This is a genomic window from Variovorax sp. CCNWLW186, assembly GCF_037203865.1.
In the GTDB taxonomy this organism is placed as follows: Bacteria; Pseudomonadota; Gammaproteobacteria; order Burkholderiales; family Burkholderiaceae_C; genus Variovorax.
The window spans coordinates 244,287-267,937 of sequence record NZ_JBBCBO010000001.1; the positions used below are offsets into that span (position 1 = coordinate 244,287).

At 64.8% G+C, this 23,651-nt stretch carries 24 protein-coding genes and 2 tRNA genes; 18 read left to right on the forward strand and 8 right to left on the reverse strand.

The genetic code is table 11. The features are described from left to right. The first annotated feature begins 67 nt into the window (after positions 1-67). Positions 68-1,066, forward strand: coding sequence for a tripartite tricarboxylate transporter substrate binding protein (locus V9K97_RS01205; protein ID WP_337315875.1), 999 nt, complete (start codon positions 68-70; stop codon positions 1,064-1,066). Between the two features lie 20 nt (positions 1,067-1,086). Here V9K97_RS01205 and V9K97_RS01210 read toward each other — a convergent pair whose 3' ends face one another. After that, a complete protein-coding gene (locus V9K97_RS01210; RefSeq protein ID WP_337315876.1) occupies positions 1,087-2,121 on the reverse strand; it encodes an antibiotic biosynthesis monooxygenase in 1,035 nt (344 codons plus the stop codon). Positions 2,122-2,263: 142 nt separating this feature from the next. On the opposite strand from V9K97_RS01210, the gene V9K97_RS01215 reads away from it, so the two are divergent. From V9K97_RS01215 to V9K97_RS01230, 4 genes are all read left to right on the forward strand, one after another. Beyond that, positions 2,264-3,220 carry an AraC family transcriptional regulator gene (locus V9K97_RS01215; RefSeq protein ID WP_337315877.1) on the forward strand — a complete coding sequence of 319 codons (957 nt, stop codon included), beginning with the start codon at positions 2,264-2,266 and terminating at the stop codon, positions 3,218-3,220. A gap of 169 nt (positions 3,221-3,389) precedes the next feature. After that, positions 3,390-4,322 carry an NAD(P)-dependent alcohol dehydrogenase gene (locus V9K97_RS01220; RefSeq protein WP_337315878.1) on the forward strand — a complete coding sequence of 311 codons (933 nt, stop codon included), beginning with the start codon at positions 3,390-3,392 and terminating at the stop codon, positions 4,320-4,322. A 19-nt stretch (positions 4,323-4,341) separates the two neighbouring features. Continuing rightward, a complete protein-coding gene (locus V9K97_RS01225; protein WP_337315879.1) occupies positions 4,342-5,019 on the forward strand; it encodes a helix-turn-helix transcriptional regulator in 678 nt (225 codons plus the stop codon). An 82-nt stretch (positions 5,020-5,101) separates the two neighbouring features. Then, on the forward strand, positions 5,102-5,992 hold the full coding sequence (locus V9K97_RS01230) for a LysR family transcriptional regulator (RefSeq protein ID WP_337315880.1): 891 nt from the start codon (positions 5,102-5,104) through the stop codon (positions 5,990-5,992). On the opposite strand, the gene V9K97_RS01235 is transcribed toward V9K97_RS01230, so the two are convergent. Further along, positions 5,980-6,888 carry a LysR family transcriptional regulator gene (locus V9K97_RS01235; RefSeq protein WP_337315881.1) on the reverse strand — a complete coding sequence of 303 codons (909 nt, stop codon included), beginning with the start codon at positions 6,886-6,888 and terminating at the stop codon, positions 5,980-5,982. The two genes, V9K97_RS01230 and V9K97_RS01235, sit on opposite strands and share 13 nt — an antisense overlap. Before the next feature lie 213 nt (positions 6,889-7,101). Here V9K97_RS01235 and V9K97_RS01240 point away from each other — a divergent pair, with 213 nt between their 5' ends. Together V9K97_RS01240 and V9K97_RS01245 are read left to right on the forward strand one after the other, a co-directional pair. Next, positions 7,102-7,578: a (R)-mandelonitrile lyase gene (locus V9K97_RS01240; protein ID WP_258505902.1), complete on the forward strand. Its 477-nt coding sequence runs from the start codon at positions 7,102-7,104 to the stop codon at positions 7,576-7,578. Between the two features lie 88 nt (positions 7,579-7,666). Beyond that, a complete protein-coding gene (locus tag V9K97_RS01245; protein WP_337315882.1) occupies positions 7,667-8,329 on the forward strand; it encodes a carboxymuconolactone decarboxylase family protein in 663 nt (220 codons plus the stop codon). A 21-nt stretch (positions 8,330-8,350) separates the two neighbouring features. Here the strand turns inward: V9K97_RS01245 and V9K97_RS01250 are convergent, their stop codons facing one another. After that, on the reverse strand, positions 8,351-8,827 hold the full coding sequence (locus tag V9K97_RS01250) for a MarR family winged helix-turn-helix transcriptional regulator (protein ID WP_337315883.1): 477 nt from the start codon (positions 8,825-8,827) through the stop codon (positions 8,351-8,353). 89 nt (positions 8,828-8,916) lie between these two features. Here V9K97_RS01250 and V9K97_RS01255 point away from each other — a divergent pair, with 89 nt between their 5' ends. The 9 genes from V9K97_RS01255 to V9K97_RS01295 all read left to right on the forward strand — a co-directional run bounded on the left by V9K97_RS01255 (position 8,917) and on the right by V9K97_RS01295 (position 17,901). Further along, positions 8,917-9,654 (forward strand): SDR family oxidoreductase, encoded by a 738-nt coding sequence (locus V9K97_RS01255; RefSeq protein WP_337315884.1) that lies wholly within the window; start codon positions 8,917-8,919, stop codon positions 9,652-9,654. A gap of 30 nt (positions 9,655-9,684) precedes the next feature. Next, entirely contained in the window at positions 9,685-10,371 is a 687-nt protein-coding gene (locus V9K97_RS01260; protein WP_258505906.1) for a response regulator transcription factor, read from the forward strand. Then, positions 10,340-11,758, forward strand: a complete 1,419-nt coding sequence (locus V9K97_RS01265; protein ID WP_337315885.1) for a sensor histidine kinase — start codon at positions 10,340-10,342, stop codon at positions 11,756-11,758. The genes V9K97_RS01260 and V9K97_RS01265 overlap by 32 nt, the downstream gene beginning before the upstream one ends. 153 nt (positions 11,759-11,911) lie before the next feature. Further along, the gene (locus tag V9K97_RS01270) at positions 11,912-12,913 is read left to right on the forward strand and encodes a glycosyltransferase family 2 protein (protein ID WP_258505908.1); all 1,002 of its coding nucleotides are present in this window, start codon (positions 11,912-11,914) and stop codon (positions 12,911-12,913) included. Next, positions 12,913-14,463, forward strand: a complete 1,551-nt coding sequence (locus V9K97_RS01275) for an ArnT family glycosyltransferase (protein ID WP_337315886.1) — start codon at positions 12,913-12,915, stop codon at positions 14,461-14,463. Before V9K97_RS01270 ends, V9K97_RS01275 begins: the two co-directional genes overlap by 1 nt. Continuing rightward, positions 14,451-15,005, forward strand: a complete 555-nt coding sequence (locus V9K97_RS01280) for a phosphatase PAP2 family protein (RefSeq protein WP_337315887.1) — start codon at positions 14,451-14,453, stop codon at positions 15,003-15,005. Before V9K97_RS01275 ends, V9K97_RS01280 begins: the two co-directional genes overlap by 13 nt. Positions 15,006-15,044: 39 nt before the next feature. Continuing rightward, positions 15,045-16,685, forward strand: coding sequence for a S8 family peptidase (locus V9K97_RS01285; RefSeq protein WP_337315888.1), 1,641 nt, complete (start codon positions 15,045-15,047; stop codon positions 16,683-16,685). Between the two features lie 5 nt (positions 16,686-16,690). Next, positions 16,691-16,933, forward strand: a complete 243-nt coding sequence (locus V9K97_RS01290) for a hypothetical protein (protein WP_148110632.1) — start codon at positions 16,691-16,693, stop codon at positions 16,931-16,933. Positions 16,934-16,986: 53 nt separating this feature from the next. Further along, a complete protein-coding gene (locus V9K97_RS01295; protein ID WP_337315889.1) occupies positions 16,987-17,901 on the forward strand; it encodes a DNA/RNA non-specific endonuclease in 915 nt (304 codons plus the stop codon). 1 nt (position 17,902) lies between these two features. On the opposite strand, the gene V9K97_RS01300 is transcribed toward V9K97_RS01295, so the two are convergent. Then, a complete protein-coding gene (locus V9K97_RS01300) occupies positions 17,903-18,427 on the reverse strand; it encodes an arsenate reductase ArsC (RefSeq protein WP_337295930.1) in 525 nt (174 codons plus the stop codon). Between the two features lie 301 nt (positions 18,428-18,728). Here V9K97_RS01300 and V9K97_RS01305 point away from each other — a divergent pair, with 301 nt between their 5' ends. After that, positions 18,729-19,622 (forward strand): arginase family protein, encoded by an 894-nt coding sequence (locus tag V9K97_RS01305; RefSeq protein WP_337315890.1) that lies wholly within the window; start codon positions 18,729-18,731, stop codon positions 19,620-19,622. A gap of 100 nt (positions 19,623-19,722) precedes the next feature. Here the strand turns inward: V9K97_RS01305 and V9K97_RS01310 are convergent, their stop codons facing one another. Continuing rightward, entirely contained in the window at positions 19,723-21,792 is a 2,070-nt protein-coding gene (locus V9K97_RS01310) for a hybrid sensor histidine kinase/response regulator (protein ID WP_337315891.1), read from the reverse strand. Between the two features lie 309 nt (positions 21,793-22,101). Between V9K97_RS01310 and V9K97_RS01315 the strand changes: the two genes are divergently transcribed. Then, positions 22,102-22,572 carry a DUF6130 family protein gene (locus tag V9K97_RS01315; RefSeq protein ID WP_337315892.1) on the forward strand — a complete coding sequence of 157 codons (471 nt, stop codon included), beginning with the start codon at positions 22,102-22,104 and terminating at the stop codon, positions 22,570-22,572. A gap of 73 nt (positions 22,573-22,645) precedes the next feature. On the opposite strand, the gene V9K97_RS01320 is transcribed toward V9K97_RS01315, so the two are convergent. From V9K97_RS01320 to V9K97_RS01330, 3 genes are all read right to left on the reverse strand, one after another. Beyond that, positions 22,646-22,722, reverse strand: a tRNA-Arg gene (locus tag V9K97_RS01320). 45 nt (positions 22,723-22,767) lie between these two features. After that, positions 22,768-22,844, reverse strand: a tRNA-Pro gene (locus tag V9K97_RS01325). A gap of 35 nt (positions 22,845-22,879) precedes the next feature. Beyond that, on the reverse strand, positions 22,880-23,584 hold the full coding sequence (locus V9K97_RS01330; protein WP_258505919.1) for a glutathione binding-like protein: 705 nt from the start codon (positions 23,582-23,584) through the stop codon (positions 22,880-22,882). Between the last annotated feature and the right edge of the window lie 67 nt (positions 23,585-23,651).

Sequence of the window (23,651 nt, forward strand, 5' to 3'; positions counted from 1 at the left end):
AGACCGCCGCATTTCCGCCGCCAACCGCAAGAAGAACGGCGCACGCCGTCAGCCTGGAGACAAAGACATGAAGAAGCAACCATTCGCCATGGGGCGCCGCGCCGTCGCGGGAACTGTGCTGGCAGCCGTGGCACTCTCCGCCGCGCCCTGGGCCGCTGCGCAGGAGCCGTGGCCGGCCAAGCCGATCAGCCTGGTCGTGCCTTTTCCGTCCGGCGGCACCACCGACGTGCTGGCCCGCGCGCTCGCCGATGCGCTCTCCAAGAGCCTGGGGCAGCCCGTGATCGTGGAAAGCAAGCCGGGCGCAGGTGCCACGCTAGGTGCAGACTACGTCGCCAAGGCCAGGCCCGATGGCTACACGCTGCTGATGGGTGCGGTGCACCACACCATTGCCACCAGCGTGTACAAGAAGCTGCCCTACGACTTCCAGAAAGACCTGGCGCCCATCACCACGGTGGCGATGGTGCCCAATGTGCTGGTGATCAATGCGTCGCTCACGCCCGCAAGGTCGGTGGCTGAGCTGGTTGCCGCTGGCAAGTCATCATCCAAGGAACTGGCCTACGGCTCGAATGGCAACGGCACCGCGCAGCACCTCATCGGCACGCAGTTCCAGGCCAGCACCGGCGTCAAGCTGCTGCACGTGCCCTACAAGGGCAGCGGCCCGCTCACCACCGACCTGCTGGGCGGACAGGTGGACATGTCCTTCGACACCATCACGCCCGTGCTTCAGCACATCAAGGGCGGCAAGCTGCGCGCCCTGGCCGTGACCACCGCCAAGCGTTCCGCCGTGCTGCCCGATGTGCCGACGCTCGAAGAGGCGGGGCTGAAGGGCTTCGACATCGGCACTTGGTTCGGCGTGCTGGCACCAGTTGGAACGCCGAAGGACATCGTCGTGAAGCTGAATGCCGAGATGGTGAAGATCATCAAGTCGCCGGACTTCGCAGAAAGAATGCGTGCGATCGGCGCCGACCCGATAGGCGACAGCTCCGCCGACATGGCAGCGCGCATCCGCGACGAGACGGCGAAGTTCGCGAGGCTCGTGAAAGAAGGGAAGGTGGCGGTGGAGTAGGGCGAGGCGCTGCGCACCGGTCAAGGCGGCGCGCCCTCGACGATGTACACGCGCGACTTCGCCGACCTGGAGCGGATGGGACGGATCTCCCGATACTGCGGCGAGTCGTACCAGGCCTGTGCCCGCTCCAGGCTGGGAAAGGCGATCATGACGATGCGCTTCGCAGGCTCGCCTTCGAGCGCGCTCACCTTTCCGCCCCGCACGAAGTAGTAGCCGCCGAAGGGCCTGAAGGTTGCCTCCACTTGTGCGCTGTAGGGCTTGATGCCTTCGGGGTCGGTGAGTTCGAATTCGGAGACGTAGTACGCGGGTGCCTTGGCTGCCGGCGGCAGGCCGAGGAACACCGGCTCCGCTTCCAACAGCGTGCGCGAGGTGATCATCGACTTGGTGGCCTCCACATACTTCTTGAAATGCGGCGAGTCGATGTGCTGCCGGTACGCCGCTTCATCGGCGTAAATCTCGACAAAGCGCAGTTGTGCCGGCTGCTCTTTCAGCGCGAAGGAGTAGATGCCCAGCACGCCGGGTTCGACGCGGATCGATGTGTCGATTTCTTCCGACACCGCGTCCTTGTAGGCCTGGAGCTGGGCCGGATCGATCGTCAGCTCTGCAACCCGCACATGAGGAGGCCGGGAGGGCAAGCTCTTCTTGGCGCCCAGGCGCACGGGCACGGCTTCGTGCAGTTCGCGGCGCAGCATCATCGTGTCTGTCTGCGCCCGAAACTTCTGGAAGTGCGGCGTCTGCACGTGGGCCTGGTAGGCCTGCGCATCGACATACATCTCGAACACCCGCACCCGGCCCGGGTTGCCTTTTTCAGCCACGGCATGGAAGGCGAGGACTCCCGGCTCCAGGCGCAGGCTGGCCTCGCCGTTTTCAAGGGCGGCCTTGCGAAACTCTTCGAGCCGGGCATTGTCGATGTCGAGTTGGGCAAATCGCACGAAGGGCGTGAGACTGGGCGGCTGCGCGAGCGCGGTCCGGCACAGCGCCAGCGTCAGCAGCGATGTGCCGACAAGCGCCAGTTTCCAGAGGCGGCGTGGCATGTGAATCGTGGAGAACAGCATGCCGCAATTCTTTGAGCAGACAGTACCGTGGCAATAGACAGATCCGACCGAGTTCTTGCCTGATCCGACTGTTGCTGCAAGCAATGAGCAGCCACCAGGCAGTCACGCCCTACCATGGAGCTTTCGGCCGCGGAGTGAAGATGTGAAGCAGGAATTGCCCGGTGTACCGGCGGATACGTTCGAAGCCTTGCGCGCGGCGCTGGCTCAACGCATTGCGCGCTGGACAGACGGTGCCGAGCAATTCGACACGGCCATTCCCGGACTTGCGTTCTACAGGCATGACACGCCGACCCCGCCGATGAACTGCATGGTCGGGCCGAGCATTGCGCTGACAGTGCAGGGCGCCAAGCGCGCGCTGCTGGGAGGCCGGAGCTACAGCTATCACAGCGGCCGCCACCTCATTGCCGCGCTCAACCTGCCGGTGGTGCTGCAGGCGGTCGAGGCGCATCCCGATCGGCCATACCTGAGCCTGGTGCTGGAACTGGATGCACGCGGTATCGCGGAGCTGGTCATGCAGGCCGAGCCACCCACGTCGCCCGGGCACACGCCCACGGCATCGGGCTTGGCACCGAGCCTCGTATTGGGCGATACGACCGAGGCGCTTCTCGAGCTATTCCTGCGGCTGGTCAAGCTGCTGGACGAGCCGGCCGCCCTTGCGGTGATTGCGCCGCTGGTGCGCAAGGAAATTTTCTATCGCCTGCTCACCGGCGAACAGGGCGCATGGTTGTGGCAGATGGCGTCCGCGGGCAGCCAGAACCAGCGCATTGCGCGCGCCATCGAATGGCTGAAGCTCAATTTCGCCCAGCCGCTGCGCGTCGAGGAGCTTGCCGCCCATGTGCAAATGAGTCCATCGCGGTTCCACCATCATTTCCGCGCCCTGACGGCCATGAGCCCGCTTCAGTTTCAAAAATGGCTGCGCCTCAACGAAGCACGCAGGCTGATGCTGGCGGATCGCATCGATGCTTCGAGTGCGGCGTTCCAGGTCGGGTATGAGAGCCCGTCGCAGTTCAGCCGTGAATACGGCCGCCTGTTCGGCGCCCCGCCGCGGCGGGACATCGAAGACCTGCGGCAGAAGGGCGGCGAGGGTAGCGGGCGGTAGCTGGCCCGAAAACACTGGTGCCAAAATCTGGCACCACTGCTGCCTAGACTGAAATTTCCAAGACAAGAAAACAAGGAAATATCGTGACCCAAGCTGATAGCGGTGCGCTGGAAATTGCGCACGTGGTGATCCGGGGCTTCGCTGAACCGTTGGCCAGGAGCAGCCTGCCATGAAGCGCGTTCAATACGGCATGTACGGGGGGCCGGAGTTGATGCGTCTCGACGAGTTCGAGTTGGCCGCGCCCGGTAAAGGACAAGTAGCCGTGAAGGTCAACTTTGCAGCCGTCAATCCGATCGACTGGAAGCTGCGCAACGGCCAGATGAAAATCGTCACAGGAAACGCCTTTCCACGCGCCATGGGGTTCGATCTCTCCGGCACGGTCATCTCCGTCGGCCCCGGAGTGACCCGCTTCAGCCCTGGCGATGACGTCTTCGGGCTTGCACGCTTCAAGGAAAGCGGTGCGTTGGGAGAAGCCGCGATCGCGAACGAAACCGCCTTGGCAAGAAAGCCCGACAACGTCTCCTTCGAGGATGCGGCTTGCCTTGGCACGCCCGGCGTCACGGCGTGGAATGGCCTGGTCGACAAGGCCAAAGTGGCGACCGGCCAGCATGTCTTCATCAACGGCTGCACCGGAGCGGTCGGCGAAGCGGCTGTCCAGATTGCGCGAATGCACGGGGCCGTTGTTTCCGGCAGTTGCAGCGCGGGAGCCATGGAGCGCGCGCGGGCGCTCGGTGTCCAAAACGTCTTCGACTATCGGACCACCGATCTGTCCAAGCTGCGTGAGCGTTTCGACGTCGTCTACGACACGGCCGCCACGATGACGACCGCCCTTGGCTTGAGCCTGCTGCGCAAGGACGGCGTGTTCCTGGACCTCGATCCCACGCCGGGCAAGTTCATCCGTTCGATCTTCAACCGTCGGCTGAAACCCATCGTCTGCACACCGCGGCCCGACATTCTCGACAGCCTTGCCCATGCTGCGGAGGACGGCAAGTTCCGCATGCCGATTGCCGAGATCGTTCCCCTGGACGAGGCGATTGGCCTCGTCACCGCCCTCGAGGCGGGCCGCAAGCTCGGCGGCAAGGGCCTTGTGGCCATGACCTGACGTGTCGCGAAGCCACCGCTTGTTCGACCTCATGCAGGTGCTTCGCCGGCATCGTGGAACCGTGTCCGGCGAAACTCTGGCGCGCGAGACGGGTGTGTCGCTCCGGACGATTCGCCGCGACATCGCCACGCTGCAATCCATTGGGGCGCACATCGACGGAGAGGCTGGCGTCGGCTACATCCTTCGGCCGGATTTTCTGCTGCCGCCACTGTCTTTCACGGAGGAAGAAGTCCAGGCGCTCGTGGTCGGTGCGCAGTGGGTCAGCCGCCATGGCGACGAAGCCCTCGCGTTGGCTGTTCAGAACGCGCTTGCAAAAATCAATGGCGTCCTGACGCCAGAGATGAGAGCAGAGCTGGACGACAACGCGCTCTACATCTTTCGCAAAAGAAAAGAAGCATCGGTCCTCGATCTGGCGCAGGTTCGTCTGGCGATGCGCGAGCAGCGAAAGATGCACATCGGGTACGCGGACGACAACGGGGCCATTTCACAGCGCACCATCTGGCCGATCATGCTCGGCTTCGTCGAATCGCAGCGGTTGATTGCTGCGTGGTGCGAGTCCAGCGGTGACTTCTGCCGTATTCGCACAGACCGCATCGTGACGGTCGATTTGCTGGACGAACGCTACCCGCGTGCTCGCCGGCAGCTTGTCAAGGAATGGCGAGAGGGGCTTCCATGCAACCAGCCCGACAACGCGTAGCCCATCCGCAGCGCATCTTCGCTGGCTACTGGGAGGCGATGGGGCGGTGACAGAATGCCGCATTCCCGAACTTGACGATGAAATGAAGCGTGACTCGATCAGTGACCTGCTGGCCTTCATGGCGGTGGCGCGCGAGCGCAGCTTCACGCGTGCCGCCTCCAAGCTTGGCGTGTCTCAATCTTCGCTGAGCCACACCATCCGTGCGCTGGAAACCCGCCTGGGGGTGCGCCTGCTGACGCGCACGACGCGCAGCGTGGCGCCCACCGAGGCCGGCGAGCGGCTGCTGGAAACGGTGGCCCCACGGCTGCAGGAAATCGAAGCCGAAGTCGCCGCAGTCAGCGAGCTCGGCACCAAGATGGCCGGCAGCATCCGCATCACGGCCATCGACTACGTGGTGGACACCGTGCTCTGGCCCCGGCTGAGGCCGCTGGTTGCCGAGTACCCTGACCTCAAGATCGAGGTCAGCTCGGACTACCGAATGATCGACATCGCGGCCGAGCGCTTCGACATCGGCGTGCGCTGGGGCGACCAGGTGGCCAAGGACATGATTGCGGTGCGCCTCGCGCCCGACCAGCAGATGGTGATCGCCGGCGCGCCGGGCTACCTCGCGGAGCGCGGCGTGCCGGCCACACCGCAGGAATTGCTTGCGCACAATTGCATCGCGCTGCGCCTGGCGGGCGGCGGCCTGTATGCATGGGAGCTCAAGAGCGGCGACCGCGAGTTGCAGGTGCGCGTGGGTGGGCAGGCGACCTTCAACAGCGCCTACCAGATACTGAATGCCGCGTTGAGCGGCTGCGGCCTGGCTTTCTTGCCGCAAGACCTGGCCTGGCCTCATCTGCAGGTGGGGCGCTTGCAGGCCGTGCTGGAGGACTGGTGCCCGGTATTCCCGGGCCTGCATGCCTATTACCCGAACCGGCGCCAGTCGACGCGTGCGTTGACGCTGGTGATCGACGCGCTGCGCTACCGCGGCTGAGGCCCATCGGGCAAACGCAGCGCGTCGATCACCATGGAAACCGCCTGCGTTTTCTGGCGCCGGCTGGGGTAGTACATGAAGAAGCCGGGCGAAGTCGGAAACCATTCCTCCATCACGCAGCGCAGGCGACCGGCCTCCACGTGCGGCCGCGCCAGGTATTCGGGCGTGAAAGCGAGTCCGCAGCCGTCCAGTGCCGCCTGCAGGATCTGGTAGCTGCCGTTGAAGGTGAGCTGCCCCTGCACCTGCACGCGTTCGGCCTGTCCGTTGCGTTCCAGCGGCCAGGCAAAGAGGCCGCCGCGCGTCGCCAGCCGCAGCGTGATGCAGTTGTGCGCAAGCAGGTCCTGCGGCGTTTGCGGCACCGGGTGGCGCTCGAAGTAGGACGGTGCACCGACGATCAGGCGCCGAAAGTCCGGCGTCATGCGCACCGACACCATGTCGCGTGCAATGGCTTCACCGGTGCGCACGCCGATGTCGTAGCGCTCCTCGACGATGTCGACCATGCGGTAGCTGGTGTCGATCTCGACCTTGATGTCCGGGTGCTGGTGCAGCAGCGGTGCGAGGCGCGGCCAGATGAACAGGTCCGCCACGGTGTCGATCGCAGTGATGCGCACCGTGCCGGCCGGCTTGTCGCGGAACTCGGCCAATGCCTCCAGCTCGGTTTCGATTGCATCGAACTGCGGCGCCACCGTCGCCATCAACCGCTCGCCCGCTTCGGTCGGCACCACGCTGCGGGTGGTGCGGGTCAGCAGGCGCACGCCCATGCGGCTTTCGAGTGCGCGCATCTTGTGGCTCAGTGACGATGGCGACATGGCGAGCGTGGCCGCCGCGCGCGTGAAGCTGCGCTCGCGCGCCACCGCGAGGAATGCGAGCAGGTCATTGAAGTCGTCGCGCGGCATGGCTGCCTCAAGCCGCCATCGACAGCTGCGGCAGTACGGCCGGGCCGCGCGGCCCGTGGAAGAGGGCGGTCGTCATGCCCTCGAGTCTAGGTCGCTTCGGGTAGGAAAACGGCTCGCGATTCATGCGCCCGGTCGATAAGTGCATGCGGACGAGGGCGGCTAGTCAGGGTGGGCGAGCCCGCCTACGCTTGGAGCCAGTGAAAGGTCTTCCGCATGAAAACATCCTTGTATTGCGCGCTCTGCGCCGTATCGCTTCAGGCCGGCGCCGCTGAAGCGCAGCCCGACGCCGCCCAGCAGGTCACGCGCGCGGGCAGCCAGACTTCGTCCGCGGGCCCGGCTGAATACTTCACCGGCCGCGTCCGGGTCGATCCCGTGTGGCTTGCCAATGCGCACATCAATGCCTCGGGCGGCGTGGTGACTTTCGAGCCGGGCGCGCGCTCGGCCTGGCATACCCATCCCGCTGGGCAGCGATTGCTGGTGATGTCGGGTGTGGGGCTGACCCAGGAGTGGGGCAAGCCCGTGCAGGAGATCCGCGCGGGCGACACGGTCTGGTGCCCGCCGGGCGTCAAGCACTGGCACGGCGCGGCGCCGGGCTCCGCGATGAGCCACCTGGCCGTGACCGGCACGGTGAACGGCAAGAACGTCGAATGGATGGAGAAAGTCAGCGAAGAGCAATATGGCGCGCGCTAGACATCGCACCGTCGCCGTGGCGGCCCTGGCCCTGGTTCTCGCGGCCCCGGCCATCCATGCATCCCAGAACCAGCAGGAGCCAGCCGGCATGACCAGCACCCCCCAGTCCCAGGCCCTGTCGGCCACGCAGCAGGCCATCGTGCCGATCGCGGCCTTTGCCGCCGCGGGCGACATTGCCAGGCTGAACGCGGCCTTGAACCAGGGGCTGGATGCCGGCTTGACCGTGAGCGAAGCCAAGGAGGTGCTGGTGCAGCTCTACGCGTATGCCGGCTTCCCGCGCAGCCTGAATGCGCTGACGGAGCTGATGAAGGTCGTCGACGCGCGCAAGCAGCGCGGCGTGAAAGATGCCGAGGGCCGTGGGCCGAACCGCCCCATTCCGAAAGGCGACGCCTTGATGGCGGCGGGAACCGCCAATCAGACCAGGCTGTCGGGTGCGCCGGTCCAGGGGCCGTTGTTCGACTTTGCGCCGGTAGCCAACGAGTACCTGCGGTCCCATCTGTTCGGCGACATTTTCGAACGCGACAACCTCGACTGGCAAAGCCGCGAAGTGGCCACGGTCAGCATGCTGTCCGCGCTTGCGGGTGTCGAGTCGCAGCTGCAGTCGCACATCCGCATCAGCATGAACGTGGGCCTCTCGGCGCAGCAGCTGCGGCAACTGGGCAGCGTGCTGGCCGACCGCGTGGATGCCGACAGCGCCCGGCGCATGCGCGACGCGCTGGAGCGCCAACTGGCGAGCAAGCCGGCAGGTTGACAGAACCGCGGCCGGAGCCGGTCAGCCTTGCTCTTCGTCCTCCATGTCCTGCTCCAGCTTCTGCCGAATCGAGGCCATGACTCTCTGCATGGTTTTGATGTCGTTCACCGCAACCCCGTCCGAGAGGCTGTCGATCCACGGGGCTTGCAAGGTCATGGCGGCTGTGTAGACCTGCCGGCCCCTGTCGGTCAGCACCACGAGCTGCGCCCGCCGGTGGTGAGGGTTGGTTTCGAACGCGACGAGTTTTTCCTTCTCCAGGTCGTTGACGATCCGCTGCACGTTTTGCCGGTTGGCACCCAGCGTGCGGGCAAGCCACGCCACGGGCTGCGGGTGTTCGCCCTTGAAGATGGTGCCAAGAATCTGCCAGCGGGCGCTCGTCAGCCCGAGCGGCGCCACCAGCCGATCGCCTGCGGTCAGCAGGCGGCTGTTCAGCCTGAACAGTTCGAGCATCAAGCTGCTCATCGCTTCGCCGGCAGCAGTTCGCTTGGTCTTTGTCATTTGTCGCTATAAGGCTTTATTGACAATATGGTGTCATATTGGCATCATTTGATCGTACCAGACTGACCTCAGTCTCAAAGGCCCAGACGATGACATTGAGCAACAGCACCATCCTTGTGACCGGGGGCGCCAGCGGTATCGGATTTGCGCTCGCGCAGCAGCTTCTTCAGCGGGGAAACCGCGTCATCGTCTGTGGCCGCGGGGCCGAGTCGCTGGCGCGCGCGCAAGCGATCGAGCCGGCGCTTGTCACGCGAATCTGCGACGTGACCGACGCGGAAAGCCGAAGGGCGCTGATCGACTGGATTGCCGCCGAGCACCCGGACCTCAGCGTTGTCTTCAACAATGCCGGCGTTCAATATCGCCGCAGCTTTACCGGCGATCATGCGCTGGACGATCTGGAGCAAGAGGTTGCGGTCAACTTCACTGCACCGGTGCAACTTGTCGGCGAGATCCTGCCGCTGCTGCGCCGGCAGAAGCAGGCTGTGATCGTCAACGTCACGTCAGGTCTGGCCTTTGCACCGATGGCTGATGTGCCCGTGTACTGCGCTGCCAAGGCCGCGTTGCACTCATTCACTCTCACGCTCAGGCATCAACTCCGACACACCGCAATCAAGGTGGTGGAAATGGTGCCCCCCATCGTCGACACCGGACTGGGCGGCAATACCCGAAGCGACGGCACGAAGAACGCCGGAATGATGAGCCCCGACGCCTTTGCAACCGAAGCGTTGGCACTCCTCGAAGAGGGGCACGACGAAGTGCTGGTCGGGCTTTCGGTGGGCACGCGCCAGCACGGCGAAAAACTCTTCCAGCGCATGAATGGCAATTGAGCCTGTCGAACCGCTTCCATATCGCATGCGATGAATCGCGTTCTCCTGGTCGAGGACCACGAGCGGCTGGCCCGGCTCACGTGCAGCGGGCTGGAAGCCGCCGGTATTGCGGCCGATGTTGTCCACCGCGGCGATGCTGCGTGGGCGGCCATCCAGGAGGTGCCGTACGGTGCGCTGGTGCTCGACCGGGGGCTGCCCGACGGAGACGGGCTCGCCTTGCTGCAGCGCCTGCGCGCGCGAGGGGTGGGCGTGCCGTGCCTTGTTTTGACGGCCCGCGATGCCTTGCACGACCGCGTGGAAGGGCTCGAGTCCGGGGCCGACGACTACCTTGCCAAGCCCTTTGCCATGGACGAAATGGTGGCGCGCGTGCGGGCGCTGCTGCGCCGCCCGGTGCAATGCCGGCCGCTCGAGCCCGCGCATGGCGACTTGCAGCTGAAACCGGCCGAGGGAAGCGTTTGCTGCGGTGAGGGGCGCGTGTCATTGGCACCGTCGGAAATGCAGATCCTGCTGTTGCTGGTGCAGGGAGGCGGCGACACGGTGCGCCGCGCTGCGCTCGAACTGGCTGCATGGGGATTGGGCGGCGCGGTGACGCCGAATGCACTTGACGTGGCCCTTCACCGGCTTCGCCGAAAGTTACTCGCCATTGGCTCGCGGCAGCGGGTTGTCAACGTAAGAGGCCTCGGCTATGCGCTTCGTCCAGTCGGCGTGGCTGAATAGCCTCAGCTTCAAGATACTGCTCGCATTCGTGGTCGGCGTGGTGCTGAGCATCGTGCTGATCGCCTCGATCCTCATCACGGTGTTGACAGTGCGCAGCGACCTCCTGTTCGTTGCCGACCTGGTGGGGCGCGCGGAAGAATTGGCGGGCGCGCTGCAGTTCGACAGCTCGGGAACACCCGTCGGGTTCGATGCGAAAGAAAGCAGTGCGGACTGGATGTACGACAGCCTGAGGCAAGAGGTGGCGTACCGCGTCCTGGACGCATCAGGCAATGCCGTGATGTCTTCGGTTGGGGGCGATGCATTCTGGGCAGGCGCTGCCCGGCAGGCCGGCCGTGGGTACTTCAAGTTCGAACACAACGGGGAGCCGATCCACGGTGCCGCCGTGCCTGTGGAGCACGCGGGCCAGAAGTGGCTCTTGCAGTTTGCTGCGAGTGCACGGCTCGCAGATCTCATGCACCGGCATTTCGCGCTGCCGTTCATGGTGGCGGGGATCGGCGTCTTCAGTCTGGTCCTGCTGGTGGTTTTTGGCGCATGCGCTTACCTGGCGCTGCGTTGCACGCTCAAGCCCCTGCGAAACGTGGCTGCTTCCGCTGCCGCCATTGCACCGAGGTCGATTCATGCCCGGCTCCAGGTGGCCGGAGTGCCGTCGGAGGTTGTGCCGCTGGTCGAAAGCTTCAATCGCGTGCTCGAACGGCTGGAGCACGGGTTTCGCATTCAGCAGGAGTTTCTTGCGACTGCGGCGCATGAGCTGAAGACGCCGCTCGCGTTGATTCGCGCGCAAATCGAACTGAGTGAAGCAGGCGCCGGCCGCGACTCACTGCTCATGGACGTCGAGCACATGGCGCGCCAGGTGCAGCAACTGCTTCATCTTGCCGAGGCCAGCGAGGTTCAGAACTACAGCTTCGCGCAAGTCGATGTGCGGGAGGTTGCAGGGCAGGGCGTTGCCTACCTGGAGCGCATGGCGCAGGCGGCAGGCGTGCATCTTTCAGCACATTTCAACAATCAGGACAGCCAGGCAGTTCACTGGACCGCCGACAGAGGGGCACTCTTCACGGTGCTGAAGAACCTCATGGAGAACGCCATCCAGCATGCACCGCGAGGCACCAAGGTGATGGTGGAGGTGGGCGCCGAGGCAGTGGCGGTTCGGGACTGGGGGCCGGGCGCAGATCCGGAACAGCTCTCGAAGATATTCACGCGCTTCTGGCGCGGGCCGCATCGCCGCGACCATGGCGCCGGCCTGGGCTTGGCCATATGCCAGGAGATCGCGCAGGCGCACGGATGGAAGCTCTCCGCTCAAAGGGCCGAACCGGGCATGAGATTTCTGCTGGCTCGTTCGGACGCGCAGGAGGAGATCGCGACGACCCAGGTGACAACGCAGGGCCGGTAAGTCGCCGGAAAGTCTTCCAGGCGGAGGATTCAGACATCCTGTTTGTCCTGGTGCGATGTCATGCTTCACTCTGTCGGTCCACGTCCCCTTCATCGCGCGCGCATTGCTGAGCGGTTCCGCGCCGACCGCACTGCAGGCGGATTGCTGCCGGACATGGCACCAAGCCAGCCCGCACGGCCAGCATCGGGCTCGGCGTCCAACGTGGCGCTCAGCGTGGTGGTGCCGGTTTTCAACGAAGAGGCGGTGCTCGTCGAGTTCCAGCGTCGCCTGAACGCCGTGCTGGCTGGCCTTGGCGTGAGATACGAAGTCGTCTATATCGACGACGGGAGTACCGACCAGACCGCTCATCTGCTGCAGCGCCTGCAGCGCAGCCATCCGGGAATCTCGTATGCGCGCCTGACCCGAAATTTTGGCAAGGAAGCAGCCATGAGCGCCGGGCTGCAACTTGCAAGCGGCGAGGCCGTGGTGGTCATCGATGCCGACTTGCAAGACCCTCCAGAGCTCATCCCCGCGATGCTTGCGGCATGGCGTGGCGGGGCCGACGTGGTGAACATGAGGCGGCGAGAGCGGCTCGGCGAGTCCTGGTGGAAGCGAACCACCGCCAGCGCGTTCTATCACTTCATCGAGCGAGTGAGCGACGTGCCGATCGCGCGGCACGTGGGTGACTTTCGCCTGTTCAGCCGCCGGGCAGTCGATGCACTGAACCAGCTGCCTGAGCGCGGGCGATTCATGAAGGGGCTGTTCGCCTGGATCGGCTATCCGCAGGCCACCATCGACTACGAGCGCGCTGCCCGCGCGGCCGGCGAGACCAAGTGGCCTTTTCTCAAGCTCGTCGGGTTGGCCTTCGACGGCATCACGGCGTTCTCGGCCGCTCCGCTGAAAGTGGCCACGCTGCTGGGAATGGCCAGCGCGGGCAGCGCCTTTGCCTATGCGATGTTCTTCTTTTTCAAGGCGCTGATTCTTGGCGATGCGGTGCAGGGCTTTCCGACGCTGATCGTGACGATGCTCTTTCTCGGCGGGCTGCAGCTGCTGTGCATGGGCATGCTCGGCGAATACGTGGCGCGCATCTTCACGGAGACAAAGGGCCGCCCGGTCTACCTGATCGACGTGTATGAACCGGCGACCGTGCCATCGAACGCAAGCGCGGGCCGCTGATGCCGTGCGTTCTTACCGATACCCGGCAGACGCTGGGCACTGCGACCACCTGCGTGCTGGTCTTTCTCATCGTGCTGCGCCTGGCTTCACTGGCGGGCTATCCACTGATGGACACCACCGAGGGGCGCTACGGCGAAATCGCGAGAAAGATGGCGGAGCGCGGCGACTGGATCACGCCGTGGTTCACCGATAGCGAGCCGTTCTGGGGCAAGCCGCCGCTGGCTTTCTGGCTGACCGCGGCAAGCATGCGGATCTTCGGAGTCAACGAATTCGCCGCGCGCCTGCCTCACTTCCTGATGGCTGCAGCGATCGTCGTGCTCACGTTCGGCTGGGCGCGGCGGGCCGGCATGAGGCGGCCCGTCTACGTGCTGCCTTTGCTCGCGACCACCGTCCTTTTCTGGATGGTCTCCGGCGCCGTAACCACCGACATGGCGCTGTGCCTGGGCACGGCGTTGTCGATGCGCGGCTTCTGGTTGGCACTGCAAGGGCCGGCCGAACATCGGCGGCGCGAGACGTGGATTTTCTTCGCCGGGCTCTGGATCACGCTGTTGGCGAAGGGGCCGGTGGGGTGCGTGCTGATCCTGCTGCCTGTTGGCGTGTGGTCCCTGTGGACACGACAGGCACGCAGCGTGTGGCGGGCAGTGCCGTGGCTGCGAAGTGGTGCGCTGCTCGTTGCCGTGGCCGCGCCTTGGTATGCGTTTGCCGAGGCACGCACTCCTGGTTTCCTGGACTACTTCTTCATCGGAGAGCACTGGAACCGGTTCGTGGTCGCGGGCTGGCAGGGCGACCGCTACGGCTCGGCGCATGCGTTTCCGCGCGGCACCATCTGGCTTTTCCTGGCAGGAGCCATTTTTCCGTGGAGCATCGTGGTGCCGCTTGCGGCCTGGCGTGCGCGCGAGCGCAAGAGCACAAGTTTGCAGGTGGACGGTGCGAGCGATACGCAAGCGCAGCCATCGTTCATGCGCTACCTGCTGATCTGCGGTCTTGCTCCGTGCGTGGTCTTCACGGCGGCCGGCAACATTCTCTGGACCTATGTACTTCCAGGCCTGCCGCCGCTCGCGCTTGCGGCGGCGCTCTGGCTGGGCCCCCGCGACGACGGCTTTGCGCGCCGGGCGCTGCTCGCCGGGACTCTTCTCGCAACGGCACTGTTCGTGGGAAGGCTGCTGGACCTTACCGCGGGCGGCCGGGCTGAAGCCAAATCGGCCGAGGCGGTGGTGCAGCTGTATCGTGCGCAGCTGCAGCCGGAGGCGCCGTTGGCATTTGTGCAGGAGCGCATGTTTTCTGCTGCGTTCTATTCGGCAGGGCAGGCGCTGCACATCGCCGACCCGCTGCAGCTCGCGCATGAACGGCCGCACGAGCTGCTGTTTGTCGCAATGCCGCGCGTTGCGCTGGCGCAGTTGCCCAAGGCCGTCTGGCCATGCCTGCAAGTCGTAGGCGACGCCGGGAGCTACCGCCTTTTTCTGCGCAAGCCGTGCACCGAGCAGAGTGCTGCCATGGCGTCGCACGCCGGCGCCAATCAAGAGGGCGGGGAGGGCGAATGGAAGAACTGAATCTTCTTCTCTTCCTGTGGATTGCCGCAGGGCACGCACCCTGCGCCTGGCTGGTGTCGGCTGCGGGGGCCATCGCCGTTGGCGGGCCTTGGCTGTGTGCGGGCTTGCTGGGCTGGATGGCCTGGCTGCATCGCCGGGAGCGCGGCTACCTGCTGGCGGTGCTGGGCTGTGCGGCGCTTGCTTCGATGCTGGCCCATGAACTTGCAGCAGTGCTGAACCTGCCGCGCCCTTTCATGGTGGGCCTGAGCCCTGCGTACATCGAGCACGGTGCGCGCGGTTCGCTGCCGAGCGCGCATGCGACGGTCATGTTCACCGTCGCACTGCTGTGCTTGCGCCGGCCTGCGTTGCGGCGCGCCGGTGCGGTGGCATTTGCGGCCGGCATACTCACCGGTTGGGCACGCATCCACGTCGGTGTTCATTTTCCCGCCGACATTCCGGCCGGGCTGCTGCTGGCCTTGGTGCTGGTGGCGGTCTTCGGCGGGCTGGAGCATGTGGGTCGGCGTGTGCGCGGTGTGCTGGAGCGCGGTTCGTCATCCGCGTGAAACCCCCTCGTGCGACAAGCAGGCAACAGGAGAGAACGCATGGCTGCAGCGAGCAAGCGACAAAAACCGCAGAAACAAGCCGCCCCTGCGCATCCGGAGCGCGCCTATCAGCACGCGAAGGGCGACATGTCGAAGTCCGACAGCGAGAAGTTGGAGCGGCTGCTGCAGGAGTTGCGTCTGCGCCGCATAGCGGCCGAGCCCAAGTTTTCTGACGACGTTATCGTGTGGCCGTCGAAGAGCGCCGTGCCCGGTGGCACGGAGCTGGCGGCCCTTGGAGCCATCAACCTGGGCAATGCAGAAGAGGCGCTTGGGCAAGGAGTGCAAGGCCGCGGCGCGCCGCGGATGAATCTGGTCAAGCAACTGGACGGCGTGTCGGTGATGAAGGCCAATTCATCCGCGTTGCTGGCGATGCGCCGGAATACGCCGGGCCTGCGGATTGCGCCCGCTGCATGGGCCTATCTCCAATACATCCGCCCGCTGGGCGACGAGCTGGAAGCCTCCGCAATCCAGGTGACCGCGGGAGCCAAGGTCAAGAGGTTCGAGCTGCGCCTTGCCGATCCCAAGGGAAACGCCGTGGCGGGCGTTCGGGTCAAGGCGCTCGTCGATTGGGACGGCGCGCACGTGCCCGCGGTCACCGACGCGCAGGGAATCGCGAGCCTGGGAATTCCGGTGCTCTACCCTCGTGTCGAGTTGATTCTGGTCGAGCCGGAACACACGCACTGGTCGGTCTTCGTGAAGGGGTTCGACCGTGTTGCCGCACCGAAGCGCCTGGATGTCCAGACCACGCCGCTGGTGCCTGACGCTTATCAGCTGCTCTCGAATTACGCGCCCTACGATCCCCAGGCGGGAGCGGGTGTCACCGTCGGCGTGATCGACAGCGGCGTCGGGCCGCACGCCGACATTGCCGTGGCGGGTGGCGGCTGCTTCGTTACCGGCGAAGACCCGGCGGATTTTCTCGACAACGGCATCGGACACGGCACGCACGTCGCGGGCATCATCGCGGGCAAGATGGCCGCGGGCAGCGGCATCTACGGCCTGGCGCCGGCTTGCCGCCTGCTCGCGTATCGCGTGTGTCCCAAGACCGGTGAACGCGGCCGTGCCAGATCCAGCGACATTGCCAGCGCGCTCGAACGTGCGATCGCCGACGGCTGCGACATCGTCAACATCAGCATGGGCAGTCTCGAGCCGATGCCGGAGATGCCCGACATTCTTGAAAAAGCGCGCAATGCCGGCATTGCCGTGTTCGCGGCCACCGGCAACGACGGCCAGTCGCTGCTGCGCTATCCCGCCCGGTACAGCCACACGCTGGCAGTCGGCGCGCTTGGCCGCGACGGAACATTTCCGGCGGACTGCCCGGAGAGCTTTCAGGAGAGCGAGATCCGCCGCAAGAAAGAGTTTGTTGCCGAGTTTTCCAACTACGGCCTTTCGACGGATTTCATCGGCCCCGGCGTTGCCGTTTTGTCGGCGTTTCCGGGCGGGCGATACGCAATGATGTCCGGCACTTCGATGGCCACGCCGTTCACATCGGGCATGGCGGCCCGTCTGTTGTCAGGGAATCCGAACCTGCTTAACATGCCCAGAGGTCCTGAAAAGGCCGACGCCATCGTCAAGATGCTGTCGCAGGCAGCCCGAAAGGTGGGCTGGTCGGCCGAGTACGAAGGGTTTGGAGTTCTGAAGTGACAAGCGTGGTATTGACCTACACAGGCAGTCCCGACCAGAAGTTGTCGGCCGAGGCGCGGCTGCGGCGCTGCGTGCCGGGCGTCGTCTTGACGCCGAAGACTGGCACCCTGGTAGAGGCCCAGGTCGACGACACGCAACTCGCGGCGCTCGAGCAGAACCCCGAATGGGTGGTGACCCAATCGACGTTCGCGGAAATCCGCAAGCCTGTCTTCAATCTGAAAAACGCACGCGCCAAGCTCGGCAAATAGTCGCAAGGCGCCACGGCCGCTGTTGGCCGCCGGTTTTTTGGAGAGGAAGTCCCATGTCCGATACAGACGTCCAGGTCGTGAGCAACTCCTGGGCCGGAATTCAGCGCGTTGCCGCAACGCCCAAGCCACCGGAATTCTTCAGCGGCCGGGAAGGCTACGCGCCGGACTTCTTCGGAGACGGCAACCGCGTGGAACTGCCTTCGATGAGCGACGCCATATCGATGGACGACATCGCCACGCTCGAAGACGGCTCCTTCGAGCTCAAGTACCAGCACTTCAGCACGGTGCAGTGCATTTCCCGCCGCGTGCCGCTCTATTCCGCCTGCAACGTCGATGGGTCCAAGTCCAAGAACGTTCCGCGCCACGACACTTGGAACTACGACGGCCGCATCAAGAAGGAATATCAGATGCTGCGGGAAGCCTATGGCCCCGAGCAGGACAAGAAGTTTTCCCGTGGCCACATGACGCGCCGGCAGGACCCGAACTGGGGCTCGCTGGCCACCGCGCAGCGGGCCAACATCGACACCTTCTTTGCAACCAATGCATGCCCGCAGTGGCAGCCTTTCAATGACGGACTGTGGGGCGACCTGGAGGACTACATCCTCGCCAACGCCCAGGGCGACGACAAGCGCATCAGCGTCTTCACGGGGCCCATTCTCCGGACGGACGATGCCGAGAGATTCGGCATCCAGATCCCGCGCGACTTCTGGAAGGTCGTCGCATTCATCAGCGAGGCGACCGGTGAGCTGAGCGCCATTGCCTACCTGATGAGCCAGGGCATCTACCTCGATTCAGGGGTGGCGCGTGACCTGGAAGACTTCGGCACCTCGCAGCGCCCGCTGTCGTTCATCGAGGCCGAGACTGGCCTCAGGTTTGAAAGCCTCCAGGGACGCGATGTGCTCGACGGCGCGGACATCAGCTTCGTGCAGCCGATCCGCCGCTTCGCCGACACCCGGCTTCCGGGCTGATCTACGGGGTAGGGGAGACTTGCTCCCCGGTGGTGGTGCCGATATGCCGAGCCTCGGACTCGATCACCAGGCGGTCGATGCGCTCGTCGGGCAGATTGACCAGCAGTTCCACGTGTCTGCGAATCGCGTGCATCGTCTTCACGAAAGCCTCGGCGCCGCCGGCGTCGTCCGCTCGGGGGTCTGGATGCGACCAGTGCGCGGCGGCGGGTTGCCCGGGCCAGACCGGGCAGGTTTCGCCCGCGGCCTCGTCGCACAGCGTGACGACCAGGTCCATGTGCGGCGCCGAGGCCAGGCCGTACTCGTCCCAATTCTTGCTGCGCAACCCGTCGGTGGGCAGGCCGGCACCCTTCAGCGCTTCGATGGTGCGCGGATCGGGCTGGCCGTCTGGCGTGGGCTCATGGCCGGCGGAATACGCGGCGAAGCGGCCCTTGCCGAGGTGGTTGAGCAGCGCCTCTGCAATCAGGCTGCGTGCCGCATTGCTGTTGCAGAGGAAGAGAACATGAACAGGGTGTGTGGAAGTGGTCATGGTGCGTCCAGGCGGCCGCGTACAGGCGGCCTTCAAGTGGTTGGCTGCGCCATTGATCCCGACATGGATGACGTGTGTATGACGAGTGGAAGACGCGACCGATGCTTGCTTGGGACGGAGTTTCGTTCCGTTACTCACAAGGCGCGCAGACTTGCTGCCAAGTCATCCGCTTTTCATGCCGCGGAGCCATACTGCAGCGGATGCCTGTCGGCGCTGGTAGAGGTTGCCTTCGGCACCCGCCACAGTGCGGGACCTCGAGCCGGCGGCATCCTCGGTTATTGCAGTCGCTTATGGAGGCGCCATGCCGACACTTCCCTATGCAATTCTCGAAGCCCCTTCCACGCTGGGCTTGGCGACGGACGGAGTGGAGCGCTTGCCCGAGCAGCTCCTGGGTCTCGGCCTTGCCGAGCGCATCTGTGCACGGCGCGCCGTGCGGCTGGCAGTGCCGCCGAAGTACCCTGTACCCGACCCAGCGACCGGCGTCCTGAATGCCAGGGCCATTGCGGCGTGGTCACCCCGCCTTGCCGATGCGGTGGAAGCGGTGCTCGGCGCGCGCGAATTCCCGGTCGTGCTGGGCGGCGATTGCACAATCATCCTGGGCTCGATGCTCGCGTTTAAACGGCGCGGCCGCTACGGTTTGTTCTTCATCGACGGCAACGCCGATTTCTTCCAGCCCGAGGCGGAACCCAATGGCGAGGGCGCCTCGATGGACCTTGCCCTCGTCACCGGCCACGGCCCCTCGCTCCTGACCGGCATTGAAGGCCGCGCTCCCCTGGTCCGCCCCGAAGACGCGGTCGCGTTCGCGTATCGCGATCACAAGGATCAGGAGGAGTACGGAAGCCAGCCGCTCCCCAAAGCGCTCATGGCGATCGACCTTCCCGCCGTGCGCGCGATTGGCATCGAGGCCGCGGCGCGCCAGGCGGTCGACCACCTGACACGCGAGGAGCTGGATGGCTTCTTCATCCACCTCGACGCCGATTGCCTCGACGACGCCATCATGCCGGCCGTCGATTTTCGCGTGCCGGGCGGGTTGTCGTGGGACGAACTGGGGACTGCGCTTCGCGTTGCCTTGGCAAGCGGCAAGGCGGTCGGCCTCGAGGTCACCATCTACAACCCTCGCCTTGATGAAGACGGCAGCGCCGGTCGCGGCCTGGCAGACGTACTGGCCGCGGCGCTTGGAACAGCGGCGTCCTGAGCACAGCGGGCAGAAGGCCGCACCAATGAGCTTGTCGAGGATGCGACAGGTCCATCGGCGCTAGCCGCTGGCAACATGCGCGCAGGGGCCGGCCGGCGAACTAGGGGCTGACCTGGCCGGCCATTGCCACTCTTCGTTCGAGGACGTCCAAAAGCTCCATCGGATCGAAGGGCTTGATCAGGTGGGCGTCGAAACCTGCGGCGCGTGCCCGTGCCTTGTCGGACTCCTGGCCCCATCCAGTGGCAGCAAGCAGGAAGGCTTGCCGGCCCCACGGAGTAAGGCGCACCGCCTGGGCGACTTCATACCCGGTGAGCTTGGGCATGCCTATGTCAAGAATCAGCACCGAAGGGCGGACCGCCTCCGCAATGGCGAGGGCTTGCGCCCCGTCGGTGGCGACGTGCACCTGATGGCCTTCCATGCGCAGCAGTTCGGCCAGGAGCGTCACGGCACTGACGTTGTCATCGGCAATCACGATGCTTGCAGCGCGCCGCCCGCTGATGGTGAGCACAGGAGGCGCGTTGTCCAACGCCGGTTTCAGCGGGATGCTGCCGATGGGAAGCCGCACGACGAAGCGGCTGCCTTTTCCCAGGCCCTCGCTCTCCGCCACGATGCTGCCTCCGTGTGCGGCGCAGATTGCACGCGACAGGGCAAGGCCGATGCCAAGGCCGCCCTCGGGCCGATGGAGCACGGCACCCTCTTGCGAGAACATCTCGAAGATGCGCTCGAGCGATTGCGGCGTCAGCCCCATCCCATTGTCGCTGACCACGAACTCGCAGAACTCGCCGGCGCTCGACGCACTCACCTGGATGCGCCCGCCCGCCCGGGTGTATTTGGCGGCATTCGTCAGAAGATTGGTGATGATCTGTGCGAGACGCACAGGGTCGGCCTGGAGCGCAAGGTCGTCTTCGACCTGCAAGGTCACCGTGTGACTCCGTCTGCGCAGCTCGGGGCCTGTGTTTTGCAACGCCAGATCGATCGCTGTACGCGCGTAGACAGGCTCCTTCTTGACTGTCATGCGACCGGTCTTGATGCGGCTGGTGTCGAGCAGGTCGTCCAGCAGTCTCGATATCTGGACGACTTGCGTGCGGATCAGCTCGGCGGTGTTCTGCGTGGCGGGATCAGGCGACTGCCTGAGCATCTGCGCGGCAAGGCCTATGGGCGCGAGCGGGTTGCGCAGCTCATGCGCGAGCACCGCAAGAAATTCGTCCTTTTTCTGATCGGCCTCCCGCAGATCCTGTTCCATCTGCTTTCTGGCCGTGGATTCCTGCACCACACCGAAGATGCCCGCGACAGCACCTGCATCATCGGTTTGCGGCGTTCCCCAGACTGCCAGCCACCGCGGCGGGCGGCTCCCGGCCAGGCGGTACTCCTCGCGATAGGTCATGCCGCTGCGCACGCTGGCCTGGACAGCGCCAAGCGTTCGTTCCCTGTCATCCTCATGAATGAGTTGCGCCAGTTCATGCCAGGTGATGGGGGCAACCGGAACACCGAAAAGTGCTGCCGCGCGCGGCGACAGGGAAACCACGTCCGTGGCCGCGCTCCAGCTCCAGTCGCCCATCTCAGCCGCGGCCAACGCAATGTTCAAGCGCTCGTTGGTCAGCTGCATCGCATGGTGGGCGCGGGTGCGCTGCAGGCTCTCCCAGCATCGGCTGCAGACCAGCTGGACCAGCTCGATCTCTTGCTTGTTCCATCGTCTCGGCGTGCGCTGGTGCACGGCCATGGCCGCCACGAAGCGGCCGTCCTTGTGCAGTGGAACGCAGATCACGGCCTGGATGGCAGTGAGCCGATACGCACTCAGATCCATGCCGGTCGCGCGCGGATCGGTGTCGATGTCGTGGACCACGTAGGGCAGGTTGGCGCGCATGAGCTGAAGGCAATCCAGCCCGAACTGGGAGAACGTGTAGCGGCCGACGATGGAATCGACGCCCTGGCTGAAATCCCCGGTCAGCGTGAAGTGGTCCTCGTCGGCGTCGACTTCGGCGTACGCGCACCGGTTGACCCCCAAATGCGTTCCAAGCAAACGCGCGGTGATCTGCATGACTTCCGCGGGATCGCTCAGTGGCTGCGTTGTTCTGGCGAGGCTGTCCAGAAACGCGATCTGCGGTTCCAGGTCTGCGACGGAGTCCGCCGTCGCGTCTGATCGGGAAGGCGGGGCGGCTTCTGAACTCACGGCATTGTCTCTGGTGGAAGGAGGAATTCGATGGCGCCCCCTGATGGTCGACCAGCGAGTGGATCATCGCGGCTCTCTGGCCAGTGTCAGCCGAATTCGCTATTTACAAGACCTGCCAAGACCTCGACCGCCTTCCGTGACTCACGATTTCTGTATGGCCATGTGTCGGATGGCGATCCGGATACATGAGCGTCCAAATCCCCGGGTCCACGACACACCGGAGATACAAGCCGTCGATTCAATCCACTCATCGCATAAGACCCGGGTGAGACCGGTTCAGTCGATGTACCGCTCTCTCTCCCAAGCTTCATGAAACTGTCCCTCTTTGCCGCCGCAGCGCTTGCCGCGCTCACCCTGACTTCCTTCCATGCAGGGGGCGAGACCGCGACGGACCTCGGGCGCCCCGCGCCGATCCTTCCGATCGCGTCGGAGTCGCTAGCAAAGCTGGTCGTGTACCCGCCGTTGCCCGAGGCACTGGCGCGGGGAGTCGTGATCATTCAGTACCGGACCGAGAACGTGCGCGTCATCCCGGTGTTCGGCGAGGGCGCACGCGGCGTGTCGCCGCGTGTCGGCCACCTTCATGTGACGGTCGATGACCGGCCGGGCACCTGGGCGCACACCAGTGCGGACCCGATCATCGTCGTCGGGCTCACACCCGGCGTGCACAAGATGCTGATCGAGGTCGCAGACCCGACGCACAAGATTCTGACCAGCGAGACCGTTTTGGTAACGGTTCCCGAACGGCCGGCTTCAGCAGCGCCCCAGGCGCATGCGCATTGAGGCTGTTGCCTCGGTTTCAGACAGGCGCCCGCGAGTGCGGCCGAGCCGCTTTGGCTAGAGAGAGGAGGGAGATTGGCCTGCCCGGAGGGGATCGAACCCCCGACAACCTGCTTAGAAGGCAGGTGCTCTATCCAACTGAGCTACGGGCAGATTCCGGGCCGGACAGAAGCAAAAATGAAAGATACAGAAGAAACTTGGTCGGGGCGAAAGGATTCGAACCTTCGACCCTCTGGTCCCAAACCAGATGCGCTACCAGGCTGCGCTACACCCCGACAAGCCTTCCATTCTAGCTTGAATATCGGTGCTCTCAGCGTTTCTCGTACTGAGTCTTGCCGAAAAGAATCTCGCGTTCCTTGTCGCCGGTGATCGGCTGGCGCAAATCGGCCAGCACTTTCACGCCGCGCTGCACGGCGGGCCGTGCGGCAATCGCGTCGAACCAGGCCTTCAGGTGTGGGTAGTCGGTGAGGGTGATGCCCTGTTTGTCCCAGCTGCGCAGCCACGGGAAGATGGCGATGTCGGCAATCGAATAGGTCTTGCCGGCAATGAACTTGTTCTTCGACAGCTGCTTGTCGATCACGCCGTAGAGCCGCTTGGCTTCGTTGCTGTAGCGCTCGATGGCGTAGCTGATCTTTTCAGGCGCATACATGCGAAAGTGATGCGCTTGGCCGAGCATGGGCCCCACGCCGCCCATCTGGAACATGAGCCACTGCAGCACGTCGTAGCGTTCGCGGTCGGTCTTGGGCAGCAGCTTGCCGGTCTTGCCCGCCAGGTACACAAGGATGGCGCCCGATTCGAAAAGCGAGATCGGCTTGCCGTCCGGCCCGTCCGGGTCGGTAATGGCGGGAATCTTGTTGTTCGGGCTGATCTGCAGGAAGTCGGGCGCGAACTGGTCGCCTTTGCCGATGTTGATCGGGCGGGCGTTGTACGGCAGGCCGCACTCCTCCAGCATGATGTGAATCTTGTGGCCGTTGGGCGTGGGCCAGGAATAAACCTCGATGGGCGATGCGGGCATGTCTAGCGCTCCGATATGCGGGTTGTGATTTGCGGGTTGTGATTCGAGGCAGGCAGCATATACGCGG

Excerpts from the sequence above, each read along its gene's own strand:
- V9K97_RS01270 (WP_258505908.1), top strand. The coding sequence starts at position 11,912 with ATGGCACCAAGCCAGCCCGCACGGCCAGCATCGGGCTCGGCGTCCAAC.
- V9K97_RS01205 (WP_337315875.1), top strand. The coding sequence starts at position 68 with ATGAAGAAGCAACCATTCGCCATGGGGCGCCGCGCCGTCGCGGGAACT.
- V9K97_RS01315 (WP_337315892.1), top strand. The coding sequence starts at position 22,102 with ATGAAACTGTCCCTCTTTGCCGCCGCAGCGCTTGCCGCGCTCACCCTG.
- V9K97_RS01295 (WP_337315889.1), top strand. The coding sequence starts at position 16,987 with ATGTCCGATACAGACGTCCAGGTCGTGAGCAACTCCTGGGCCGGAATT.
- V9K97_RS01245 (WP_337315882.1), top strand. The coding sequence starts at position 7,667 with ATGACCAGCACCCCCCAGTCCCAGGCCCTGTCGGCCACGCAGCAGGCC.
- V9K97_RS01305 (WP_337315890.1), top strand. The coding sequence starts at position 18,729 with ATGCCGACACTTCCCTATGCAATTCTCGAAGCCCCTTCCACGCTGGGC.
- V9K97_RS01250 (WP_337315883.1), bottom strand. The coding sequence starts at position 8,827 with ATGACAAAGACCAAGCGAACTGCTGCCGGCGAAGCGATGAGCAGCTTG.
- V9K97_RS01260 (WP_258505906.1), top strand. The coding sequence starts at position 9,685 with ATGAATCGCGTTCTCCTGGTCGAGGACCACGAGCGGCTGGCCCGGCTC.
- V9K97_RS01300 (WP_337295930.1), bottom strand. The coding sequence starts at position 18,427 with ATGACCACTTCCACACACCCTGTTCATGTTCTCTTCCTCTGCAACAGC.
- V9K97_RS01330 (WP_258505919.1), bottom strand. The coding sequence starts at position 23,584 with ATGCCCGCATCGCCCATCGAGGTTTATTCCTGGCCCACGCCCAACGGC.
- V9K97_RS01280 (WP_337315887.1), top strand. The coding sequence starts at position 14,451 with ATGGAAGAACTGAATCTTCTTCTCTTCCTGTGGATTGCCGCAGGGCAC.
- V9K97_RS01285 (WP_337315888.1), top strand. The coding sequence starts at position 15,045 with ATGGCTGCAGCGAGCAAGCGACAAAAACCGCAGAAACAAGCCGCCCCT.
- V9K97_RS01255 (WP_337315884.1), top strand. The coding sequence starts at position 8,917 with ATGACATTGAGCAACAGCACCATCCTTGTGACCGGGGGCGCCAGCGGT.
- V9K97_RS01235 (WP_337315881.1), bottom strand. The coding sequence starts at position 6,888 with ATGCCGCGCGACGACTTCAATGACCTGCTCGCATTCCTCGCGGTGGCG.
- V9K97_RS01230 (WP_337315880.1), top strand. The coding sequence starts at position 5,102 with ATGAAGCGTGACTCGATCAGTGACCTGCTGGCCTTCATGGCGGTGGCG.
- V9K97_RS01265 (WP_337315885.1), top strand. The coding sequence starts at position 10,340 with ATGCGCTTCGTCCAGTCGGCGTGGCTGAATAGCCTCAGCTTCAAGATA.
- V9K97_RS01240 (WP_258505902.1), top strand. The coding sequence starts at position 7,102 with ATGAAAACATCCTTGTATTGCGCGCTCTGCGCCGTATCGCTTCAGGCC.
- V9K97_RS01275 (WP_337315886.1), top strand. The coding sequence starts at position 12,913 with ATGCCGTGCGTTCTTACCGATACCCGGCAGACGCTGGGCACTGCGACC.
- V9K97_RS01220 (WP_337315878.1), top strand. The coding sequence starts at position 3,390 with ATGAAGCGCGTTCAATACGGCATGTACGGGGGGCCGGAGTTGATGCGT.
- V9K97_RS01210 (WP_337315876.1), bottom strand. The coding sequence starts at position 2,121 with ATGCTGTTCTCCACGATTCACATGCCACGCCGCCTCTGGAAACTGGCG.